Origin of the sequence: Janthinobacterium longum (genome assembly GCF_051380735.1) — a bacterium.
Classification (GTDB): Bacteria; Pseudomonadota; Gammaproteobacteria; order Burkholderiales; family Burkholderiaceae_D; genus Janthinobacterium.
This window is the reverse complement of sequence record NZ_JBNYXQ010000005.1, coordinates 189,191-210,902: the sequence shown is the minus strand read 5'-3', so window position 1 is coordinate 210,902 and position 21,712 is coordinate 189,191. Positions and strand designations below refer to the sequence as shown.

At 62.0% G+C, this 21,712-nt stretch carries 18 protein-coding genes; 15 read left to right on the top strand and 3 right to left on the bottom strand.

Annotation, left to right across the window (positions count from 1 at the left end; genetic code table 11):
- Window positions 1-243 precede the first annotated feature (243 nt).
- The 9 genes from ppc (at window position 244) to ACQ4WM_RS15355 (ending at window position 10,639) form a co-directional block, all read left to right on the top strand.
- Window positions 244-2,997, top strand: coding sequence for a phosphoenolpyruvate carboxylase (gene ppc / locus ACQ4WM_RS15395; RefSeq protein ID WP_436547552.1), 2,754 nt, complete (start codon window positions 244-246; stop codon window positions 2,995-2,997).
- A 121-nt stretch (window positions 2,998-3,118) separates the two neighbouring features.
- Window positions 3,119-4,579, top strand: a complete 1,461-nt coding sequence (gene pyk, locus ACQ4WM_RS15390; RefSeq protein ID WP_436547551.1) for a pyruvate kinase — start codon at window positions 3,119-3,121, stop codon at window positions 4,577-4,579.
- Between the two features lie 144 nt (window positions 4,580-4,723).
- Entirely contained in the window at window positions 4,724-5,164 is a 441-nt protein-coding gene (locus ACQ4WM_RS15385) for a hypothetical protein (RefSeq protein WP_436547550.1), read from the top strand.
- A 133-nt stretch (window positions 5,165-5,297) separates the two neighbouring features.
- A complete protein-coding gene (locus ACQ4WM_RS15380; RefSeq protein ID WP_436547549.1) occupies window positions 5,298-5,474 on the top strand; it encodes a hypothetical protein in 177 nt (58 codons plus the stop codon).
- Window positions 5,471-6,037, top strand: coding sequence for a DUF6891 domain-containing protein (locus ACQ4WM_RS15375; RefSeq protein WP_436547548.1), 567 nt, complete (start codon window positions 5,471-5,473; stop codon window positions 6,035-6,037). The genes ACQ4WM_RS15380 and ACQ4WM_RS15375 overlap by 4 nt, the downstream gene beginning before the upstream one ends.
- 119 nt (window positions 6,038-6,156) lie before the next feature.
- Window positions 6,157-6,738 carry a (2Fe-2S)-binding protein gene (locus ACQ4WM_RS15370; RefSeq protein ID WP_436547547.1) on the top strand — a complete coding sequence of 194 codons (582 nt, stop codon included), beginning with the start codon at window positions 6,157-6,159 and terminating at the stop codon, window positions 6,736-6,738.
- On the top strand, window positions 6,735-7,769 hold the full coding sequence (locus tag ACQ4WM_RS15365; RefSeq protein ID WP_436547546.1) for an FAD binding domain-containing protein: 1,035 nt from the start codon (window positions 6,735-6,737) through the stop codon (window positions 7,767-7,769). The genes ACQ4WM_RS15370 and ACQ4WM_RS15365 overlap by 4 nt, the downstream gene beginning before the upstream one ends.
- Before the next feature lie 8 nt (window positions 7,770-7,777).
- The gene (locus ACQ4WM_RS15360; RefSeq protein WP_436547545.1) at window positions 7,778-10,081 is read left to right on the top strand and encodes a xanthine dehydrogenase family protein molybdopterin-binding subunit; all 2,304 of its coding nucleotides are present in this window, start codon (window positions 7,778-7,780) and stop codon (window positions 10,079-10,081) included.
- A gap of 75 nt (window positions 10,082-10,156) precedes the next feature.
- The gene (locus tag ACQ4WM_RS15355; RefSeq protein WP_436547544.1) at window positions 10,157-10,639 is read left to right on the top strand and encodes a DUF3617 domain-containing protein; all 483 of its coding nucleotides are present in this window, start codon (window positions 10,157-10,159) and stop codon (window positions 10,637-10,639) included.
- A 28-nt stretch (window positions 10,640-10,667) separates the two neighbouring features.
- Here ACQ4WM_RS15355 and ACQ4WM_RS15350 read toward each other — a convergent pair whose 3' ends face one another.
- Together ACQ4WM_RS15350 and ACQ4WM_RS15345 are read right to left on the bottom strand one after the other, a co-directional pair.
- Window positions 10,668-11,633 (bottom strand): alpha/beta hydrolase, encoded by a 966-nt coding sequence (locus ACQ4WM_RS15350; RefSeq protein WP_436547543.1) that lies wholly within the window; start codon window positions 11,631-11,633, stop codon window positions 10,668-10,670.
- A 120-nt stretch (window positions 11,634-11,753) separates the two neighbouring features.
- The gene (locus tag ACQ4WM_RS15345; RefSeq protein ID WP_436547542.1) at window positions 11,754-12,950 is read right to left on the bottom strand and encodes an MFS transporter; all 1,197 of its coding nucleotides are present in this window, start codon (window positions 12,948-12,950) and stop codon (window positions 11,754-11,756) included.
- Window positions 12,951-13,105: 155 nt separating this feature from the next.
- On the opposite strand from ACQ4WM_RS15345, the gene ACQ4WM_RS15340 reads away from it, so the two are divergent.
- Window positions 13,106-13,999, top strand: coding sequence for a LysR family transcriptional regulator (locus tag ACQ4WM_RS15340; protein WP_436547541.1), 894 nt, complete (start codon window positions 13,106-13,108; stop codon window positions 13,997-13,999).
- Between the two features lie 24 nt (window positions 14,000-14,023).
- Here ACQ4WM_RS15340 and ACQ4WM_RS15335 read toward each other — a convergent pair whose 3' ends face one another.
- On the bottom strand, window positions 14,024-14,773 hold the full coding sequence (locus ACQ4WM_RS15335) for a GAF domain-containing protein (protein ID WP_436547540.1): 750 nt from the start codon (window positions 14,771-14,773) through the stop codon (window positions 14,024-14,026).
- A gap of 289 nt (window positions 14,774-15,062) precedes the next feature.
- On the opposite strand from ACQ4WM_RS15335, the gene ACQ4WM_RS15330 reads away from it, so the two are divergent.
- From ACQ4WM_RS15330 to ACQ4WM_RS15310, 5 genes are all read left to right on the top strand, one after another.
- Complete coding sequence (locus ACQ4WM_RS15330; RefSeq protein ID WP_436547539.1) at window positions 15,063-16,691, top strand: methyl-accepting chemotaxis protein; 1,629 nt, start codon at window positions 15,063-15,065, stop codon at window positions 16,689-16,691.
- Between the two features lie 78 nt (window positions 16,692-16,769).
- On the top strand, window positions 16,770-17,309 hold the full coding sequence (locus ACQ4WM_RS15325; RefSeq protein ID WP_436547538.1) for a sigma-70 family RNA polymerase sigma factor: 540 nt from the start codon (window positions 16,770-16,772) through the stop codon (window positions 17,307-17,309).
- Entirely contained in the window at window positions 17,288-18,265 is a 978-nt protein-coding gene (locus tag ACQ4WM_RS15320; RefSeq protein ID WP_436547537.1) for a FecR domain-containing protein, read from the top strand. The genes ACQ4WM_RS15325 and ACQ4WM_RS15320 overlap by 22 nt, the downstream gene beginning before the upstream one ends.
- Window positions 18,266-18,623: 358 nt before the next feature.
- Window positions 18,624-21,107 (top strand): TonB-dependent siderophore receptor, encoded by a 2,484-nt coding sequence (locus ACQ4WM_RS15315; RefSeq protein ID WP_436547536.1) that lies wholly within the window; start codon window positions 18,624-18,626, stop codon window positions 21,105-21,107.
- Window positions 21,108-21,181: 74 nt separating this feature from the next.
- Window positions 21,182-21,550, top strand: coding sequence for a hypothetical protein (locus tag ACQ4WM_RS15310; RefSeq protein WP_436547535.1), 369 nt, complete (start codon window positions 21,182-21,184; stop codon window positions 21,548-21,550).
- Window positions 21,551-21,712 lie beyond the last annotated feature (162 nt).

Genomic DNA, 21,712 nt, shown 5'->3' with positions numbered 1-21,712 from the left:
GAAAAGCAGATTGCATTTCACCTTAATGCGTAGTAAATTTTCATATTGTTGGAGCAATCACCCACGAGCAAGCAGGCAACAAGCCCTGTAACCCCCTTTTTGCATGGAAAGAGGGTGCATAATGAAGGAGATGCAAGGGCATTGAAGTAAATTTACTACAAATTGAAGAATGCGTTTTCCTTGACGGAGATGCATATGCGCAATCAGTGCGGTCCGCTTGCGGCTGCCCCGGGAATGACTACCATGCAAATGAATGAAGTAAAAGACGAACTGCTCAGCAGTGATATCCGCCAGCTGGGTCGCCTGCTGGGCGACGCCATCCGCAGCCAACTCGGCGACGCCGCCTTCGACGGCATCGAAAACGTGCGCCAGCTGGCGATCCGTTTCCGCCGCGATAATGACGAAGCGGCACGCGCGCAATTGTCCGACGCGCTCGAAACCATGTCGCAGGAAGAAACTACGCAACTGATACGCGCCTTCAGCTATTTCTCGCTGCTGGCCAATATTGCCGAAGACCAGCACCATATCCGCCGCACGCGCGCCCACCTGATCGCCGGTTCGCCGCCTCGCCAGGGCAGCTTGCGCCATGCCATCGGCAATGTGTTTGACGCCGGCAAGGCCGATGCGCTGGAAACCTTTTTTGAAGATGCTTTTGTCAGTCCCGTATTCACGGCGCACCCGACAGAAGTGCAGCGCAAGAGCATCCAGAATTGCCAGATGGCCATTGCGCGCCTGCTCAATGAACGCGACCGCATGCAGATGACGCCCGAGGAAGCCGGGCAGAACGAAGATGCGCTGGGGCGCGGCATCGTCACCCTGTGGCAGACGCGCTTGCTGCGCACCACCAAGCTGTCGGTGATGGACGAGGTGGAAAACGGCCTGTCGTTCTACGACCATACGATTTTGCGCGAACTGCCGCAGCTGTATTCTTCGCTCGAAACCATGCTGGCTCAGCGCGATGCGCGCTGGGAAGACGTGGAACTGCCGAACTTTATGAAGGTCGGCAGCTGGATCGGCGGCGACCGCGACGGCAACCCTTTCGTGACGGCCGATATCCTGCGCAGCACCTTGCAGCAGCAGGCCGGCAAGGTCTTCGGTTTTTACCTGGAAGAATTGCGCAAACTGGCTTCGCAACTGTCGCTGGCGCAAAAACTCAATGGCTGCAGCGTTGAGCTGGCCGATCTGGCCGAGCGCTCGGCCGACACCTCGCCGCACCATGCCGACGAGCCCTACCGACGCGCCCTGCACGGCGTGGTGGCGCGGGTGGAAGCGGCGCGTTTTGTTCTTTGCGGCAAGGGCAGGCAGCTTGACGGCGTACAGCCGTACGCCTCGGCCGGCGAACTGCTGGCCGACCTGGATGTGGTGCATCAATCGCTGGTGGCCAACGGCTTGCGCGCGCTGGCCCGTGGCCGCTTGCGCCAGCTGCGCCGCGCCGTCAAGGTGTTCGGCTTCTCGCTGGCGCCGCTGGACCTGCGCCAGAATTCCGACGTACACGAGCGCGTGGTGGGCGAACTGTTTGCCGGCGTACAGCCTGGCCTGGTCTACCTGGAGCTGGACGAAGAAGCGCGTATCGCCTTGCTGCTCAAGGAACTGGCCTCGCCGCGCCTGCTGATGTCGCCGTATACGCAATACTCGGAAGAAACTACGGGCGAACTCGACATCTTCCGTGCGGTGCGCGAGGCGCATGCCAGATACGGCCGGGAATCGGTACCGAACTGCATCATCTCGAAGGCGGCCAGCGTCTCGGACCTGCTGGAAGTGGCGCTGCTGCTGAAAGAAGTGGGCTTGCTGCGACAGGACAAGCTGGAAGTGGACGTCAATATTATCCCGCTGTTTGAAACCATCGACGACTTGCGCGCCGGCCCGGCCATTATGTCGCGCGTGTTCGGCCTGCCGTTCTACAGCGGCCTGCTGGCCTCGCGTGGCCGCCAGCAGGAAGTCATGCTCGGCTATTCGGACAGCAACAAGGACGGCGGTTTCCTGACCTCGGGCTGGGAGCTGTACAAGGCCGAGATCGAACTGGTGAACGTGTTCAGGGAACACCAGGTCAAGCTGCGCCTGTTCCATGGCCGCGGCGGTTCGGTTGGCCGCGGCGGCGGCCCCAGCTATGAAGCCATCCTGGCCCAGCCGGCCGGCGCCGTGCAAGGCCAGATCCGTCTGACGGAGCAGGGTGAAGTCATTACCGCCAAATATGCGAACCCGGAAGTCGGGCGCCGCAACCTGGAAGTGCTGGTGGCGGCAACCATTCAATCGACCTTGCTGCCGCAAGCACAGTTGCAGCCCAAGGCCTCGGCCGGTGCGGGCCATCTGGCCGCGATGGAAGAATTGTCCGGCACGGCACTGAACGCTTACCGCGAGCTGGTCTACGGCACCGAAGGTTTTGAACAATACTTCTGGGAGTCGACCGTGATTGCCGAGATTGCCGCCCTGAATATCGGCAGCCGCCCGGCTTCGCGCAAGAAATCGACCTCGATCGAAGACCTGCGCGCGATTCCGTGGGTCTTGAGCTGGGCGCAATGCCGCTTGATGCTGCCTGGCTGGTTCGGTTTCGGTTCGGCCGTGCAAGCGTACATGAAGGCGCATCCGGAAACGGGCGCGGAGTTGCTGCGCGGCATGTACCAGGACTGGCCGTTCTTTACCTCCTTGCTGTCGAACATGGACATGGTGCTGGCCAAGAGCGATATCGCAATTGCCGGCAGGTATGCCGAGCTGGTCAAGGACGAAGCCTTGCGCACCGCCATTTTCACGCGCATCCGCGCCGAATATGCGGCCACCCTGGACGCGCTGAAGCTGATTACAGGCCAGGAAGAATTGCAACAAGCCAACCCGCTGCTGCAGCGTTCCATCCGCCATCGCTTCCCGTATATCGACCCGCTCAATCACGTGCAGGTGGAATTGCTGAAACGCTTCCGCGAAGGCAAGCAGGACGCGGCGGCCCGTACCGGCATTCATTTGTCGATCAACGGTATTGCGGCTGGTTTGCGCAACAGCGGTTAACGGTTAGTCCTGTAGCCCGCAGCAGAAATCCGGGGTCAGACCCGTCGGGTCTGACCCCAGCAGTTCAGCCGGCAACTCATAAGGTCCAGCCGGCAACGACCTTTTATAGAAAGAACATACAATGACTCTGCAAATCCAGCAACGCGCGACCAAGATCGTCGCCACCATCGGCCCTGCCTCGAATGACATCGACACCCTGGTACGGATGTTCAGGGCCGGCGTCGACGTGGTGCGCCTGAACTTTTCGCACGGCAAGGCGCAGGACCACATCGACCGCGCGCGCATGGTGCGTGAAGCGGCAGCGATATGTGGCCGCGAAGTGGCCATCATGGCCGACTTGCAAGGCCCGAAAATTCGCGTAGGCAAGTTTGAAGAAGGCAAGATATTCCTGGAAAACGGCGCCAAATTCGTGCTGGACTCAAAATGGGGCGAAAACGGCGAACTGGGCAACCAGGAACGCTGCGGTCTCGACTACAAGGAGCTGCCGCGCGACCTGCGCACCGCCGACGTGCTGCTGCTAAATGACGGCCTGATCGTGCTGACGGTCGACAAAGTGGTGGGCAGCGAGATACACACCACCGTGAAAATCGGCGGCGAACTGTCGAACAACAAGGGCATCAACCGCCAGGGCGGTGGTTTGTCCGCACCGGCGCTGACGGCGAAAGACATGGAAGACGTCAAGACCGCCATGAGTTTCCAGGCTGACTACGTGGCCGTATCGTTCCCGAAAAACGCCACTGACATGGTCATGGCGCGCCAGCTGGCCAATATTGCCGGCGAAGCGTGGGACCACAAGCCGATGATGATCGCCAAGATCGAACGTGCCGAAGCGATTCCTGCGCTGCAGGAAATCCTCGACGCCTCCGACGGCATTATGGTGGCGCGCGGCGACCTGGCGGTAGAAGTGGGCAATGCGGCCGTGCCGGCTTTGCAAAAACGCATGATCAGGATGGCGCGCGCCTCGAACAAACTGGCCATTACCGCCACCCAGATGATGGAATCGATGATCGTCAACGCCGTGCCGACGCGCGCCGAAGTGTCCGACGTGGCCAACGCCGTGCTCGACGGCACCGACGCCGTGATGACCTCGGCCGAAACGGCCTCGGGCCGCTACCCGATCGAAACCGTGGAAGCGATGGCCGCCATCTGCCTCGACGCGGAAAAATGGGACACCGTCAAGCTCGACGCCGACTTTTTGAACGCCACCTTTACCCGCATCGACCAGTCGATCGCCTACGGCGCCTTGTTTACCGCCTATCACCTGCGCGTCAAGGCAATTGCCACCCTGACCGAATCGGGTTCGACCGCGCTGTGGATGAGCCGCTGCAATATCGATATCCCGATCGTGGCGCTGACCCCGAGCGTGGCCACGCAACGCAAGCTGGCGCTGTACCGCAACGTCAGCACCATCAGCCTGGAATCGGGCACCGACCGCGACAAGGTCCTGAAACAGGCGGAAGAGCTGCTGGTCGAGCACAAGGTGGTATCGAAAGGCGACACCGTGGTGGTCACCTGGGGCGAACCGATGGGTAAGGTGGGCGGCACCAACTCGCTGAAGATCACCAGAATCGGCCAGCACTGATCGCCCATGGCTGGCCGGGACCAGGCAAGTTGGAACCCGGCCGGCCGCGCCCGTACGGCCCATGTGTTACCAGATGCATCTTCGCTTGAACGCGCGAACGCTTCTGATACCATCGGCAGCTGGTAGTTATTTCGGGAGCAAAGCATGGCAACATGGCATCGGCTAGTGACGTGGGGTGTAGGTGGCTTGCTGTTGGCAAACACGGCGTTTGCCGCGCCACCTGAGGCATCCGATAGCCCGCCCGCTTGGAGCAGGGTCAATACGCTGGCAGGTTTGCCTGCCGAGGTCAGCGCTTATCTGGTCGAGCACACGGGACTGGCCGATCAGGGGGGCGATTACAATGATAGCTGCGTGCTGGACCCTGGCAGGCCGTCAATGCGTTTCGTGCTTGGCGCTGTCAGCGGTAACGACGCCATCGTGGCGGTCGAGCACGGTGGTAGGGGCCACGGCATCAATACCTGGTCATTTCGGCGAGTAGATAATCATTGGAAGCCCATGGAGCAGGGCCGTATTACCTCAGGCGTGACCTTGATGACCGCCAAAATACTGGTCGAGCAGCATCTCAAATCGACGCCGCACTTGTAGTCGGCAAGCTTAAGAACGGCTGAATGTATCGCTGCTGGCGGTCAGTTGCGGCACCCATGCGCAAACCTCTATTGCTACGCTCGCAAGTCCATGTCACTATGCCTCTTCCCTGAACGCTATCGCGGAGTGCACCATGACTGCCTATATTCCTGCCCTGATCTGGTCGATGTCTGCCTTTGCCTGCCTCTTCATCGCCAAGCGCCGTAACTTGAAAATCACCTCGCCCATGGCCTGCATGGTGACCTTGCTGGGGCCGCTTGCAGTTCTGTATGTGCTGGCCTTGAAGCCGGTGAAACGGGGCGATGCTTGAACGACAGTGAACAACACGTTGCCGACAGCATAGCCCAGTGGGTGTGGTCGGGCTTTTACACGCGCGACGATATCGAACAGATGATGGACGATATCGTCGATGACGACTGCAATGTCGACGAATTGCGCTCCCTGATCGGCTCTAAGCTGCGCGAGAAGCAAAAGGCCGAGCGCAGCTGGCCAGCGCTGACCGATTGTGACCGGCTCGACAAAGTCTTTTATGACTTGCACGAGCGGGGCGTCTGCGCGCTGGCCAATGCCGGCTACACGCAGTCCGATGGTTATTCCGACGTGGCCGAAGCCGTGGCAGAGGCGCCCGACGGCCACTACACGGCTTACTGTTTTTATCACGGGCAGGACGTCGAACGCGCCGTCGAAGGCCAAGGCGTGATGCTGGCCTTTGGCGACCTGGGCGACGACGACGCGCGCGGCAGGCAGGCGGGCCAGGTGATTGCCGAAGCGCTGCGCCAGGCCGGTTTCCAGGTCGAGTGGGACGGCACCATGAAAACGCGCATCAGTCTGCCCGTGTTTGACTGGAAAAGGCGCACCGCACCACAAGCTTGAGGCCGCCAGCAGGCGCAGCGATTTTACTCATTCGCCCATATGTGCGAGACCGCATATAACATCGCTCGCTACAATCTTAATATTCAGGCATCCCCACGAGTCATCTGGAAGGGTTTGCCATGAGTACCCATTTACCCGCAACACCGAATTCTTCCGCGCAGGCGCAGGCGCCGGTGCCTCCGGTTCCCCTTTACCCGCTCAAGCTGAGCGTCAACGGCCAGCAACAACAGTTGCATGTGGAAGCCTGGGTCAGCCTGCTTGACCTGCTGCGCGACCGCCTGGCCCTGACCGGCACCAAGAAGGGCTGTGACCACGGCCAGTGCGGCGCATGTACCGTGCTGGTTGACGGCAAGCGCATCAATTCCTGCCTGACCCTGGCCGTCATGCAGGAAGGGCGCGAGATCACCACCGTCGAAGGCATGGCCGAAGGCAGCGCGCTGCATCCGCTGCAGCAGGCCTTTATCGCCCACGATGCTTTCCAGTGCGGCTATTGCACCCCGGGCCAGCTGTGTTCCAGCATGGGCCTGATCGCCGAAGGCCAGGCGCAGACGCGCGCCCAGGTACGCGAGCTGATGAGCGGCAATATCTGCCGCTGCGGCGCCTACCCGCAGATCGTCGCGGCTCTGGCCGAGGTGATGCAACTGCCTGCCGAAACACAGGAAGGCCAGGCGCATGCGCCGGTCGGCATGGTGCCCGCATGAATCCGCTCTCTTTCGTGGTGCCGTTCGACCAGGCTGCTGCGCTGACGCAGATCCAGGCTGAAGGCGCGCGCTTTATCGCTGGCGGCACCAACCTGGTCGACCTGATGAAAGAGCGCGTCATGTTACCGCAGCGCCTGGTCGATATCAACCGTCTGGCGCTGGACGCCATCGACGATGCAGAAGACGGCGGCCTGCTGCTGGGCGCGCTGGCGCGCAATGCGGCCACCGCCTATCACCCTCTGGTGCTGGAGCGTTATCCAGTGCTGAGCGCCGCCATCCTGGCTGGCGCCTCGCCGCAGATCCGCAATATGGCCAGCAACGGCGGCAACCTGCTGCAGCGCACGCGCTGCCATTATTTCTATGACGTTGGCGTGCCGTGCAACAAGCGCGAGCCGGGCAGCGGTTGCCCTGCCATCGGCGGCATCTCGCGCCAGCACGCCATTCTTGGTGCCAGCGACTCCTGCATCGCCACCCATCCGTCCGACATGTGCGTGGCGCTGCGCGCGCTCGACGCTGTGGTGCATGTGGGCTCCGGCAATGGCGAGCGAAAGATTCCTTTCGGCGAGTTTCACCGCCTGCCCGGTGACCAGCCACATATCGACACCAATCTGGCGCCAGGTGAACTGATCACGCATATCGCCTTGCCGGCGGCGCAGCAGTTTGCGGCGCACTCGGTTTACCTGAAACTGCGCGAACGCGCCTCGTACGCGTTTGCGCTGGTATCGGTGGCGGCCATGCTCGATATCGGCGACGACGGCGTGATCCGCGAAGGCAGGGTGGTACTCGGTGGCGTGGCGCACAAACCATGGCGATTGCCCGAGGCGGAGGCACTGTTGCAGGGTGCGCCCGACCCGGCCCGTTTCGGCGCCTTTGCCGACCGCCTGTTGCAAGGGGCGCAAGGGCAGAGCGGCAACGAGTTCAAGATCGTCATGGCGCGCCGCGCGATCGTACGCGCGCTGGCCATGGCGGTGGCAGGTACTTATAACAACACAGGCCATGGCAGCACTGTCATGGCAAGGGGAGCGGCATGAGCGGACCGATGACAGACCTGATCCCGGAACTGCGCACGCCGACGGCGGACGCAGGCACCGGCCATGTAAAGACCGGTACTTCCGTCTCGCGCATCGATGGGCGCGACAAGGTGACGGGCGCGGCGCGCTATGCGGCCGAATTCGCGGCCGACGGGTTGGCAAATGAGGTGGCAAACGAGTTGCTGCATGGCGTGGTGGTCAACAGCAGCATCACCAAGGGGCGCATCGTCTCGTTCGATACCAGCGCCGCGCTGGCCCAGCCTGGCGTGATCGAGGTGATCACCTACCTGAACCGGCCGAAAATGCGCAGCTTCGACCTGTTCTACAAGGACATGACCGCCCCCGGCGGCGCGCCGTTCCGGCCCCTGTACGACGAGCAGATCGTCAGCAACGCCCAGCCGGTGGCGCTGGTGGTGGCCGAAACGTTCGAGGCGGCGCGCCATGCGGCGGCGCTGGTGATCGTGCATTATGAAGAAGAAGCGCATGAAACGGGGCTGCTCAATTATTTGTCACGCCCGCACAAGCCGAAAGGCTTCAAGGCCGGCTACTCGCCGCCGCCCGATGAAAAAGGTCATGCCGAACAGGCCTGGCAAGACGCCGACTGCAAGATCGAAGGTGAATACTACAGCGGCGTCGAGCACCACAATCCGCTCGAACTGTTTGCCTCGACCGTAATCAGGTCCGCTGACGGCCACCTGACCATCTACGACAAGACGCAGAGCTCCCAGAACAGCCGCTGGTATGTGTCGCGCGTGTTTGGCCTGTCGCGCTCTGAAGTCACGGTGCGCAACCCGTATGTGGGTGGTGCATTCGGCGCCGGCTTGCGTCCGCAATACCAGTTGCCGCTGGCGGTGATGGCGTCGCTGATGCTGCAGCGCTCGGTGCGCGTGGTGATGACGCGCCAGCAGATGTTCACCTTCGGCCACCGTCCCGAGACATGGCAGCGGCTCAAGCTGGCGGCCAGCCGCGACGGCGTGTTGCAGTCGATTGCGCATGATGCGGTGGCCGAGACTTCGCGCTTTGAAGACTATGTGGAAGTGGTGGTCAACTGGTCGGGCCAGCTGTACGCGTGCGAGAACATTCGCCTCGGCTACCAACTGGTGGACCTGGACCAGTTCAGCCCGATGGACATGCGCGCTCCGGGCGCGGCGCACGGCGTGCATGCCCTGGAAGTGGCGATGGACGAATTGTCGTACCAGGTCGGTATCGACCCCTTGGCCCTGCGGCTGAAAAACTATGCCGAGTCGAACCCGATGGACGATTTGCCGTATTCGACCAAGGAGCTGCGCGCCTGCTATGCGCAGGGCGCCGAGCGCTTTGGCTGGAATGCGCGTCCGCTGGCGCCGCGCAGCCGCAAGGAAGGTACTGAGTGGGTGGGCTGGGGCATGGCGACCGGCATCTGGGATGCGATGCAGATGTTTGCCCGCGCCAGCGCCGTACTGCATGCTGATGGGCGCCTGGTGGTTAGCAGCGCGGCCACCGATATCGGCACCGGCACCTACACCGTGATGGCCACCATCGCGGCAGAAGAAATGGGCCTGCCGCTGGAGCACGTCGCCTTCCAGCTTGGCGACTCGACCTTGCCGGTGGCGCCGATCGAAGGAGGTTCCTCGCATGTGGCCACGGTGGGTTCGGCAGTGCAGGGCGCCTGCGAAAAGCTGAAAAAAACCCTGTTCAAGCTGGCCAAACAGCTGCCCGACTCACCGTTCCCGAAGGCGCGCTTTGCCGACGTGGAGTTTGTCGACGGCCACGTGCGACTGCGCCGCACGCAGGAGACAGGTATCGCGCTGGCAGCCCTGCTGAAGGCGGCCGAGACGAGCAGAGTCGAGGAAAAATACCTGCTGCTGCCGAACATGCTGAAGCAGAAAAAATACGTGCGCGCGGTGCACTCGGCAGTGTTTTGCGAAGTGCGCGTGGACGAGGAGTTCGGCACCGTCAGGGTCACGCGCGTGGTCAGCGCCGTGGCCGCCGGGCGCATCATCAATACCAAGACCGCCGCCAGCCAGGTCAGCGGCGCCGTGGTGTGGGGCATCAGCCAGGCGCTGCATGAAGAAACCCAGATGGACCATGCGCTGGGCCGCTTCATGAACCACAACCTCGGCGAATACCATGTGGCCGTGAACGCCGATATCCACGATATCGATGTCATCTTCGTGCAGGAGGACGACCGCATCGTCAGTCGGCTTGGCGCCAAGGGCGTGGGCGAGATCGGCATTGTCGGCGTGGCAGCGGCAATTTCCAACGCCATCTATCACGCCACGGGCAAGCGGGTGCGCAGTACGCCGATCACGCCCGATAAAGTCATGTGTTAGTCGACCGGGCCAACCGTGTGGCAGTCACGGGCGCGGCTTGTTATATTCAGCGTTTTCAGCTGGAGTATCATCAATATGAAGCACGCCGCAGCCCTGCTGTTACTGACCGTATTTTCCTCATCCGCTGCCATCACTGCCTCGGCAGCAGAGCCGGTCCAACGCCTGCAACGCGCAAGCGGACTGTGGAAAGTCACGCCGGCCAGCTCGCCATTTTCCTGGGAAATCTGTGTCGATCAAAGCAAAGACCGCCTGATCGATGACGACCTGTGGGCCAATTTTGAGGCCGAATGCAAGATCGCGTCACAAAGCCGCGATGGTGACAGCTATCGTTTTCAGGCCAGCTGCCCGGACGCCGGGCTGGCAGGCACCTTCAAGGGCGACCTGGCCAAGGCGTACACCCTGAGCGCAGACACCACATTTGAATTGAAGGGCAAGACCGAAGTTCAGCACACCGAAATCAAGGCCACCTTCGAGGGCGCTTGTCCGGCCGGCCTGGCGCCAGGCGTCAAGAAAATGCGTGGCGGCATGCTGATTGAAAGCCTGTACCAGAACCGCTAGTGCGCTGTCGCCATGAACATGAGTTTGCCTATTTCAGATTCATGCGAAAGAAGCTGGCAAGCTTGTCGAACGGGATCAGGTCTACGCGGTCGTACAAGTCCACATGGCCGGCGCCGGCGATCATCAGCAGTTCCTTGGGCTGACCGGCCAGGCGATACGCGTCCTGGCTGAATTCGCGCGAGTGCGCCTGGTCGCCGGTAATGAACAACATCGGGCGCGGCGAGATCGTGTCGATATCGTTGAACGGATAGAAGTTCATGAACTTGACGTTGCTGGTCAAGGTAGGGCGGGTGGTGGTCAGCGTGGTGGCGCCTTTTGGCGTGTATTCGCCGCGCGGCGTGCGGTAGAAATCATAGAATTCGCGTTCGATCGGATGGCTGTCGGCGTTCAACGCGTGCACTGTGCCACCGGTGTAGGCAACCGCGCCGCCGGCAAACTCCACGTCGCGCCTGGCCGCTGCAGCGGCAATGATCTGCTTGCGCTGCGCCAGCGTTTGCGAGTGGTTCAGGGCGTTTCGGTTGGCGCTGCCCATGTCATACATGCTGACGGTGGCAATCGCCTTCATGCGCGGGTCGATCTTGGCCGCGCTGATGACGAAGCTGCCGCTGCCGCAGATGCCCAGCACGCCGATGCGCTGGCGGTCCACCGACGCCTGCGTGCCGAGGAAATCGACGGCAGCGCTGAAATCCTCGGCGTAGATGTCCGGCGACACGGCGTTACGCGGCTGGCCTTCGCTTTCGCCCCAGAACGACAGATCCAGCGACAGCGTCACGAAACCCTGTTTTGCCAGTTTTTGCGCATACAGGTTGGCGCTTTGCTCCTTGACCGCGCCCATCGGGTGGCCGACGATAATGGCCGCATGGCGATCACCGGGCCGGTAGCCGGCGGGCAGATACAGATTGCCTGCGACGTTCATCTGGTACTGGTTCCTGAAAACGACTTTCTGTGCCGTCACTGCAGTGCTGGCGTAAAAATTGTTGGCTCCTCCGGACATATCTGCTCCTGTAGCGTTGATGCATAAAGTGACGAATAGTGCGGCGACCAAGGCGCGGTATTTCAGGGGTATCTCCTGGTTGAAAAAATGTGGGGTTGTGCGGTAGCGAGAAAATGCAACTTATCGTTCCTGTGCCTGCAGGCTGCGGCCATTGCCCACCAGCAGGCAGGCCATGGCCAGCAGCGCCGCGCCGCCCATCAGGGTGGCCGTAATCGACAGATGGTCGAGCAGCAGCCCGCCCAGCGCAGCGCCGGACATGATGGACAGCTGGATCGCCGCCACCATCAGGCCGCCGCCGCTTTCCGGCGCGTCGCGCACGCCGCGCGTCAGCCAGGTCGACCAGGCGACGGGAATGGCCGCATTGAGCGCCCCCCAGGCAACGAGCGCCAGCGCCACGCCCCACAGATGATGGCCCAGGCCCAGCAGCAGCAAAGTGACCAGCCCCAGTGCCAGCGGCAGCCAGCGCAGCAAGGCGTATAGATGGCGGCCCAGCAACATGGTGGCGCCATAGGTGCCGGCAAAGCCTGCCAGGCCCAAGCCCAGCAACAGCATCGACATCTGTGGCACGCTCACTTGCGTATAGGTTTCGAGGAAGGGCCGAAAATACGTATAGCTGGTGAACGCGCCGCCAAACGACAGCATGGCACCGGCCATTGCCAGCGCTACGTGGCGCCGTTTCAGGAGGCCAAGCACGCTGACTGGCGAGGTTTTCGTGTCGGGCGGCATGGACGGCAGGCTGGCCGCTTGCCACAGCAGGTTGGCCAGCACCAATGGCACCAGGGTCCAGAACGTGGCGCGCCAGCCGATGATGGCGCCAAAGTAGCTGCCCATCGGCGCGGCAAGCGCGGCGGCCACGGCATTGCCGGTGTACATCAAGCCCAGTGCTTTCGGCACCATTTCGCTCGGCACCAGCCGCATGACGGTGGCGGTGGACAGTGCCCAGAAGCCGCCGATGGTGATGCCCAGCAGGGCACGTGCCAGCATCAGCACGGCAAAGCTGGGGGCCATGGCGATCAGCACCAGTGAAGCCAGCATGGCCCAGGTCAGTGCGATCAGCACCTGGCGGCGGTCGAAGCGGCGCGAGGCGGCCGGTATCAACAGGCTGGTCGCGACAGCAAACAGGCCCGAGACGGCGATTGCCTGGCCAGCCATGCCAGGCGTGGCGCGGAGGTCGCGGGCAATCGGCGTCAGCAGGCTGACGGGCATGAATTCGGCCGCGATCAGCAGTGCCACGCACATGGTCATGGCGCCGACGGCGCTCCAGGCGGGTACTGCGGGCTCGCTGTCGCTGTCCGTCAAAGGAGGAGATAGTTGCATGGGAATCGATGAGCTTGAGAAGGAAGCATCGATGTTAGCCCCGTTAGCACGCCTGAAAACACGCCGCATTTACTAGGGTTTATGCGCGCAAGTCATCAATCCAAGGGCTCCTGCCGGCTGTTAGAATGCACCATTGCCTCTCACTTCAAGCTCCCATGGCGCGTGACAATATCAATGACATCCAGGTGTTTCTCGCCGTGGCGCGCGAACGCAGTTTTACGCGCGCCGCCGCCACGCTGGGCATGTCGCAGTCGGCGCTGAGCCATATCGTGCGGGCGCTGGAAGCGCGCATGGGTGTGCAACTGCTGGCGCGCACCACCCGCAGCGTGGCGCCGACCGCCGCCGGCGAGCGCCTGATCGACACGGTGGCGCCGCGCTTTGCCGAGATCGAAGCAGAAATCGCCGCCATCAGCGACATGGGAGGCACGCCGGCCGGCACCATCCGCATCACGGCCATCGACCATATTATCGACAGCGTGTTGTGGCCGCGCCTGGCCCATCTGTTGCCGCAATACCCGCACCTGCGCATCGAGATCAATTCCGACTACCGCATGCACGATATCGTCGCCGAGCGCTACGACATCGGCGTGCGCTATGGCAACCAGGTCGAGCAGGACATGATCGCCGTCAGGCTGACGCCGGACGTGCAGATGGCCATCGTCGCCTCGCCCGATTACTGGCGCGGACGGCGGCCACCGGCAACGATAGCCGAACTGCAGCAGCACAACTGCATCACCCTGCGTCTTGCCGGCAATGGCGGCGTGTATGCATGGGAACTGTGCGAGGGCGGGCAGATGGTGGACGTGCGCGTGAGCGGCCAGGCGACCTTCAACAGCGCCTGCCAGATGCTCAACGCCGCCTTGTATGGCGTCGGACTGGCCTTTCTGTCGCGCGAGATGGTCGCGCCCTGGCTGAAGGACGGGCGACTGGTCAGCGTAATGAACGAATACTGCCCGGCGTTTCCTGCGCTGCATGCGTATTACCTGTCGCGCCGCCACTCGTCGAGGGCGTTTTCGCTGGTGATCGAGGCCTTGCGCTATCAGGGGTAGCACCAGGCCGTGGCGCAGCAGCGCTCATGGTCCTCGCTGTATTTCTTCCGAAACGATAGTGGCAAGTTCCGTCAGGGCCCAGGTTTGCTCATGGCTCAACTGGCGCGGCTTGCGATCGAGTACGCACAAACTGCCGAGGCGGCAGGCATTTTTATCGAGCAGGGGAACGCCGGCGTAAAAACGGATCGCTTCCTGGCCAGTGACCAGCGGATTGTTGGCAAAGCGCGGGTCTTGCAGCGCATCTTCGACGATCATGATTTTGTCGTCGAGAATGGTGTAATTGCAAAATGCCCAGGACCGTGGCGTCTCGGTCCTGCTCATGCCCAGGCGCGCCTTGAACCACTGGCGGTCTTCATCAAGCAGTGAAATCAGTGAAACCGGCATGTCGGTGAGCAGGGCAGCGATCCGGACTATCCGGTCGTAATTGATGTGCGCCGGCGTATCGAGCAGGCCACTGGCACGCGTGGCGCGCAGCCGCACGACTTCATCGACCACCTCGCGCAGCCCGTCGGGCATGGGAGCGCTTGCAAACGCCCGCATGTTTTCAACTTGCCGGGGCGTACTTGCAACTGCTATATCCGCATCGCCCGAACGCAATACGCTGTAAATGGAGGCAAGCGGAATGCGACGATGGCCGCCCGGCGTTTTCCACGACTCCAGTCTGCCCAATTCCACCCACTTTTGTACCGTGCTCACTGCCACGCCCAGCAAATCGGCCGCCCTGGTGGTGGTGACGATGGCCGTGTTCGCATCCTTTTCGGTGCTTGCCTGCATGTAGTGCCTTTTCATTAGCTTGCTGTTGTTAAAGGAATGCCAATTTCACGATACTGATGATTTTACCAAAATATGTTTGCTATGGGCAATATTTGATGTAATAATGCGTCACGATTTGAGATTTTATATCAAATTCATCAAATTCATCAAATTATTGCTTTGAGAGACTGCTGATAAGTTAGCCAGTCATTGCTCTGCGCGACGTCGTTCCACACTACATTGATTTGCTTGGTCAAGCCGCCTGTGTCCTGGAGATGTCACTTTATATAACTATATACATCTATCTCACATGAAAAACTTTAGCATCAAGCATCTCATTATGTCGGTCATCGGCTTGCTGATCATCGTCACCATCGCTGTCGGAACGTTTGGCCACTACGCAACCAATCGTTCGGTAGCGCTGCTGGAAGATATCTCGCTCAAGGCCGCACAACAGCAGTTGGCCATCGCCAGCCTGATTTTTCGCATGGAGTCGAACCGCAGCCAGATTCTGCAAGCGCTGCAACACAATCCGAGCAGCAAGTATGCGGTGATGCACGACCACCCGCTGGGCAATCACTTCAAGAACATTGCCGACAATACTGCGCAACTGCGCAAGGAACGCGAGGCATTGCTGGCCTCCCTGATACGCCAGGAAACCAAGGACGCGGTGAACCGCTGGCTGAGCGAAAGCCAGGATCTCGGGCAGACGCTGATTGCCGACGCCAGCCGTGCAATCGAGGCCGGTGACTGGGATCGCGCACAGGAAATACTGATACGCGATATCAATCCGGGCTATCTGAAGGGCCACAAAGCCTATCAGCAACTGCAGGATTTCATGTCGGCCCGAAACATACAAGAAAGCAAGGACCTGCACGCCGAGATGCGCGCAATCAATCTGATGGTCCTGCTGGCAGTCGCCTTTGCCGTGCTGCTGGCAGCCGGCGTAACGGTCTATCTGGTGCGTGCCATTACAAAACCGCTGGACGAGGCCATCGTGGTTGCACGCCGCGTTGCCGGTGGCGACCTGAGCGGCCAGATCGACGTCACGTCGAACAACGAATTTGGCCAGTTGCTTGCGGCCCTGCGTGACATGACGGCGAGCCTGACCGGCATCGTGCAGGAAGTACGCACCGGCAGCGAGGCGATTGCCAGCACGTCGAGCCAGCTTGCCGCCGGCAATATGGACCTGTCGGCGCGCACCGAGCAGCAAGCCAGTTCGATCGAGGAAACGGCCGCCTCGGTCGAGGAGCTGACCGGCACGGTGCGGCAGAATGCCGACAATGCACGCCAGGCAAGCGAGCTGGCGGCAAGTGCATCGCAAGTGGCGCAGCGCGGCGGCGCCGTGGTGGCAAATGTCGTCGTGACGATGCAGGAAATCAAGGATTCGGCCCGCAAGATCGTCGATATTATCGGCGTGATCGATGGTATTGCCTTCCAGACCAATATTCTTGCGCTCAATGCCGCCGTCGAGGCGGCCCGTGCCGGCGAACAGGGGCGCGGCTTTGCGGTCGTCGCGTCCGAAGTGCGCAATCTTGCCCACCGCTCGGCAGGCGCAGCCAAGGAGATCAAGGAGCTGATCACCAATTCGGTCGACAAGGTCGATAACGGCAGCCGCCTGGTCAATGAGGCCGGCACCACCATGGAGGAAATCGTGCAAAGCGTCGGACGCGTTACCGGCATCATGGGCGAGATCAGCATAGCCAGCGCAGAGCAAAGTTCAGGTATCGAGCAAATCCACCAGGCGATCAGCCAGATGGACCAGGCCACGCAGCAAAATGCCGCATTGGTCGAACAGGCGGCCAGCGCGGCATCGTCCTTGCAGGACAGTGCCAGCAGCCTGGCAACGCGTGTCAGCATATTCAAGCTCAATCATGAAGCAGCAGCCATGCCTCAGTTGACGCAGCAGCGCTTGCGGCTCGCGCCGAAGGCCGCCTGAAGCGGGGCCATCTGCCTGATGCGGCAGCAGTTTCAGCTACGACGCCAGCCTTGACGGTTCAGCACAAACCTTGAGATAATGAGAAGTATTCTCATTTATAAAAGGCCCCTCGTGCATATTGCGCAGTCCAGCCAGGCCATCGCCGGCCTCTACAGCAGCCACCATGGCTGGCTGTTGCGCTGGCTGCGCGGCAAGCTGCCTTGCGCCGACCAGGCGGCCGACCTGGCGCACGATACCTTCGTGCGCCTGCTGGCGGCGCCACCGGCGGCCATGCCGGCCTTGCGTGAACCGCGCGCCTACCTGACCACGGTGGCGCAGCGTTTATTGATCGACCATTACCGGCGCCTGTCGCTGGAACAAGCCTGGCTCGAAGCCCTGGCGCAGCAGCCGGAGCTGCTGATGCAGTCGCCGGAAGAGCGCCTGATCATCCTGCAGGCGCTGCAGCGCCTGGACGCCATGCTCGATGGTCTGCCCGATGCGGTGCGCAGCGTTTTTTTGATGGCGCATGTCGATGACCTGGGCTACGCCGAGATCGCAACGCGTCTCGGTATCAGCGAGCGCACCGTCAAGCGTCATCTGGTGCAGGCCTTCGAGCAGTGTATCGTGCTGATGCTGTGAGCGCCGCCATCGATCCCGCCGCAGCGCGGGTAGCGGCGCAGTGGCTGGTGCGGCTGCGCGACGGCGCTTTGAGCACCGCCGAACAGCAGCAATTCGACGCCTGGCGTGATGGCCATCCCGATCATATTGAGGCCTGGCGGCGTGCCGAATTGCTGTGCCAGACGTTGACCATGGTGCCGCCAGCGCTGCGCCAGCAACAGCCACGAGGAGAACGCCGCCGCGCCGTCAAGCAACTGGCCATGCTGATTGCCTGCACCGCGCCCCCGCTATGGCTGGCCAGCCGCTCGCCATGGTGGCAATCCTGGTGTGCCGGCATCGTCACCGGCACCGGCGAGATCCGGCAACTGCCGCTGCCCGACGGCACGCAGCTGGCCCTCAATAGCGCCACTGCCATCGATATCGCCTACGACGACAAGACGCGACTGATCGTGCTGCATGCAGGTGAAATCCATTTGCGCAGCGCAGCCGACCCGGCGAAGGTGGCGCGCCCCCTGCTAGTGCGTTCGGGCAGCGGCAGCGTGCGCACCCTCGGCACCCGTTTCGCCGTGCGCGAGGAAGGCAGCCTGTTCTCGCCGCGCACGCATGTGTGCGTGATGGCGGGCGCAGTGGAAATCGTGCCGTCGCAGGCACCGCATGCGGCCCGCACCATTCATAGCGGCTGGCAAACCAGTTTTGACGCAAACGCGGTGGCCAGCGTTGCCGCCGCACCGGCCAACAGCGAGGCCTGGCTGCAGGGCGTGCTGATTGCCGAACGCATGCCGCTGGGCGAGGTGCTGGCGCAGCTGGCCCGCTACCGCAAGGGCGTGGTGCGCTGCGACCCGGCTGTGGCGCGGCTGCCGGTTGATGGTATTTTCCAGCTTAACGATACCGACCGGATACTGGCGCTGCTGCAGGTTTCCCTGCCGATCAGGATCGTCCTGCACACGCCGTACTGGGTCAGCATCGGGCCGGCGTAAAAATAGCAGGCGCTGCATGTAATGCCGTTCAGTTGAGCTGTCCGCCGTATTTAAAGGCGTAAGGCGAAAAATCTAAATGGCGGGCAGAGACGCGAGCCCGAGAAAATGCCGATGGCTGCGTTGCAGCTCCTAACCGTACATGCGTACTGTTGTCGTCGCTGCGCCTTGCCCTCGACATTTTTCGGACCCGCTTGGCCCGAGAGGCCTGTGCGGGTGACTGGGGCGTTAATCTGTTTTGATGGTCTGCTGGTCGTGTAGGGGCGCTATCTGAACGGCATTGAGGCGCTGCATGTCCCTTTTTTTCATCCCGCTCGTCATAACAGATAGAACAGCACTCATGACGATTGAAAGGGACCTTATGTTTTTGCCGCACCACGCTTGCGCTACACCGATTACATTGCACCCCACCGCCCGCGCCGTGCGCGCCGCGCTGGTCCTGTTGCTGGGCGCTTCTGCCACGGCGCTCTGCATCGCGCCAGCGTCGGTCCGCGCCGGGGAAACCACCGCGGCTGCCAGCGCGCGCGATGTCCGGATCGCCGCCGGCGACCTGCAAACGGCGCTCGCCAGCTATGCGATCGCCGCCGGCGTGAATGTGTCGACCCAGGGGCTGGCGCTGGCCGGCTTGCACAGCAACGGCGTGCAGGGCCGCCATACTGCTTTGCAGGGCCTGCAGAAACTGCTGGAAGGCAGCGGCCTGGAAGCGATCGACAGCGGCAATGGCAGTTACGTGGTACGCAGGGCGGTGGAGGGCAGCGTGGCCACCATGCCGGCCGTGACCATCAGTGCCGAAGCGGAGCGCAACACCGAAGACACGGGGTCGTACACGATCAGGAACATGCGCACGGCGACCGGCTTGACACTGTCGCAGCGCCAGACCCCGCAGTCGGTCAGCGTCATTTCGCGCCAGCAGATGGATGATTTCAATCTCGCCACTTTGCAGGACGTGGCGCTGGCCACGCCCGGCATCTATACCAAGCAGCCGGGCGTGACGGACCAGGAAACCTCGTATTTCGCGCGCGGTTTTGCGCTCACCCACGTCAATGTCGATGGTTTGCCGCTCGATGTCACGGGCTTCAACCAGCGCAATGTGTCGGCCGACATGATCATGTACGACCGGGTGGAAGTAGTGCGCGGCGCCACCGGCCTGATGGAAGGGGCGGGCGCACCTTCGGGCAGCATCAACCTGGTGCGCAAGCGCCCCACAAGCACGCCCTTGCTCAATGCCTCGGCCAGCTTGGGTTCCTGGGGCGACAGGCAGGTGACGGCGGACGCCAGTGCTGCCCTCAACGAGTCGGGCAGCCTGCGCGGCCGGCTGGCCGGCAGTTGGCGCGACAGCGACAGCTTTGTTGACGTGGTCAAGCACAAGAACGGCACCCTGTACGGCATCGTCGAAGCCGACCTGGGGCCGCGCACCACCCTGGGCCTGGGTTTTTCGCACCAGAGCACGCGCACCGACGGCGTGTTTGTCGGCCTGCCGACCTTGCCTGGCGGCGGCCACATGAACCTGCCACGCTCGACCTTCCTGAACAACGCCGATTCCTTCCAGGATCGCGACAACGACGTGCTGTTCGCCGACCTGGAACACCAGCTGGCAGGCGGCTGGAAGGTGCGCCTGGCCGCCACTCATGTCGATGCGAAGTCGTCCACGCGCAATACGACCAACAGCCGCATCGATGGCCAGACATATCTGCTGCTGCAGTCCGAAACGGGCTGGAAGTACAGCACCGGCCAGGTGGTAGCCGACCTGCGCGCGAGCGGCCTTGTCACCTGGTTTGGCCGCCGCCATGAAGTGATTATCGGCGCCAGCTACCGTGACGACGATTCCGATGCGGGCCAGAGCTGGGAAGGTGCCGGCACGCGCGTGGTTGATATCCGCAACTGGAATCCGCGCGCCTATGCCATGCAGGCAGGCAGGCAGGAACCGTATAACTGGGGCCGCAAGACCAGCGAAAAGGGGCTGTATGCGGCCGGTAACTTCAGCCTGTCCGATCCGCTGCACCTGGTGCTGGGCGCGCGCCTGGGCTGGTACACGCAAGACGTCACCGGCTGGTATGAAAGCCGGGCCACCTGGACCCGCAGTCTCGATGAAAGCGGCCGGCTCACGCCTTATCTGGGCCTGGTCTACGACCTGGACAAACATCATTCGGTGTATGTCAGCAGCACCCGGATCTTCGAGCCGCAAAGCAGCATGGACGTCAACGGCAACACCTTGCCGCCACTCAGCGGCAGCAACCATGAAGTGGGCATCAAGGGCGAGTACTTCGGCGGCACGCTCAATACCAGCGCAGCGCTGTTCCGCATCAGGCAGCGCAACCGCGAAATGGCCGACGAGCGCAACTGCCCGACCGGCGGCGCCATTTATTGCGCGCGGGCGGCTGGCGAAGTGGAAAGCGAAGGCGTCGACCTGCAGGTGTCCGGTTCACCCTTGCCGGGCTGGCAGCTTGCCGGCGGCTATACCTATGTCCTGGCCAGGTACGTCAGGGACGATATCGCCGCCAACGTCGGCCAGCGCATCGCCACCGACGAACCCAAGCAGTTGTTCAAGCTGTCGGCCACGTACCAGCCGGGCGGCAGCCTGGCGCCCTGGAACGTGGGCGGATCGATCCAGGCGCAGGACAAGATGTTCCGCCGCGAGACGGGGTTTTATACCTCCCAGGGTGCGTATGTGGTGGCGGGCCTCACTGCCGGATACCGCATCAGCGACAGACTGCAGCTGCGCCTGAATATCGACAATCTGTTCGACCGCCATTACTACCAGGCGCTGGGCTACAGCTGGTCGGGCGGGCTGGCACGCTATGGCGCGCCGCGCAGCGCACTGGTGTCGCTGAACTATAAAATGTAGCACCCGCCAGCGCAGCGCGCTGGCGGCGGCGCCTCTGCTACACTGCCTGGACTGACCATTTTGCCATGATTGCCATGTCCATTACACCCACCCTGACACCGCTCAAGCGCGCCTTCGAACAATCGCGGGCCGACAATAACATCGAACTGATACTGCCCGAGCTGCTGCATGCGCAGTTCCATGTGGTGATCGGCGGGCAAAGCGAGCAGATCGACCTGTTCCTGGTGCCGTCGCCCGAACCGGAGCGCTTCTGCGTGACCGTGGCCGAAGAACTGGCCTTCCTGGCCGGCATCGATTATCCGAAGATTCCCGTTACCGGTCGCCAGCTGCTCGACTCGATTCCTCCTGAAATTGAAATCGTCATCGTGCACGGCGACGGCGGCAACTACCTGACGCGCGAGCAGTTGGCCTGGTTCCGCGGCATGCCGGAGATGCGCGCCTGAAAAGAACCTGGCCCGCTTTGATGCGGGCTTGACGCTGTGTCGCATCATCGCCGCAGATATTGTTGTTCTAGCAATTAACTTGTTCAAGTCCTGTGAATATTTTCAAAAAGCAACTATAATCTCGCTGTCAGTATGATTGTCACCCCGGTTGCCGCTTTGTCA

What these genes read in the sequence shown, in the direction of transcription:
- ACQ4WM_RS15380 (WP_436547549.1), top strand. Translation starts at nt 5,298, where the DNA reads ATGACTGCCTATATTCCTGCCCTGATCTGGTCGATGTCTGCCTTTGCC.
- ACQ4WM_RS15310 (WP_436547535.1), top strand. Translation starts at nt 21,182, where the DNA reads ATGTCCATTACACCCACCCTGACACCGCTCAAGCGCGCCTTCGAACAA.
- ACQ4WM_RS15315 (WP_436547536.1), top strand. Translation starts at nt 18,624, where the DNA reads ATGTTTTTGCCGCACCACGCTTGCGCTACACCGATTACATTGCACCCC.
- ACQ4WM_RS15340 (WP_436547541.1), top strand. Translation starts at nt 13,106, where the DNA reads ATGGCGCGTGACAATATCAATGACATCCAGGTGTTTCTCGCCGTGGCG.
- ACQ4WM_RS15350 (WP_436547543.1), bottom strand. Translation starts at nt 11,633, where the DNA reads ATGTCCGGAGGAGCCAACAATTTTTACGCCAGCACTGCAGTGACGGCA.
- ACQ4WM_RS15365 (WP_436547546.1), top strand. Translation starts at nt 6,735, where the DNA reads ATGAATCCGCTCTCTTTCGTGGTGCCGTTCGACCAGGCTGCTGCGCTG.
- ppc (WP_436547552.1), top strand. Translation starts at nt 244, where the DNA reads ATGCAAATGAATGAAGTAAAAGACGAACTGCTCAGCAGTGATATCCGC.
- pyk (WP_436547551.1), top strand. Translation starts at nt 3,119, where the DNA reads ATGACTCTGCAAATCCAGCAACGCGCGACCAAGATCGTCGCCACCATC.
- ACQ4WM_RS15335 (WP_436547540.1), bottom strand. Translation starts at nt 14,773, where the DNA reads ATGCAGGCAAGCACCGAAAAGGATGCGAACACGGCCATCGTCACCACC.
- ACQ4WM_RS15330 (WP_436547539.1), top strand. Translation starts at nt 15,063, where the DNA reads ATGAAAAACTTTAGCATCAAGCATCTCATTATGTCGGTCATCGGCTTG.
- ACQ4WM_RS15355 (WP_436547544.1), top strand. Translation starts at nt 10,157, where the DNA reads ATGAAGCACGCCGCAGCCCTGCTGTTACTGACCGTATTTTCCTCATCC.
- ACQ4WM_RS15385 (WP_436547550.1), top strand. Translation starts at nt 4,724, where the DNA reads ATGGCAACATGGCATCGGCTAGTGACGTGGGGTGTAGGTGGCTTGCTG.
- ACQ4WM_RS15370 (WP_436547547.1), top strand. Translation starts at nt 6,157, where the DNA reads ATGAGTACCCATTTACCCGCAACACCGAATTCTTCCGCGCAGGCGCAG.
- ACQ4WM_RS15360 (WP_436547545.1), top strand. Translation starts at nt 7,778, where the DNA reads ATGACAGACCTGATCCCGGAACTGCGCACGCCGACGGCGGACGCAGGC.
- ACQ4WM_RS15345 (WP_436547542.1), bottom strand. Translation starts at nt 12,950, where the DNA reads ATGCAACTATCTCCTCCTTTGACGGACAGCGACAGCGAGCCCGCAGTA.
- ACQ4WM_RS15325 (WP_436547538.1), top strand. Translation starts at nt 16,770, where the DNA reads ATGAGAAGTATTCTCATTTATAAAAGGCCCCTCGTGCATATTGCGCAG.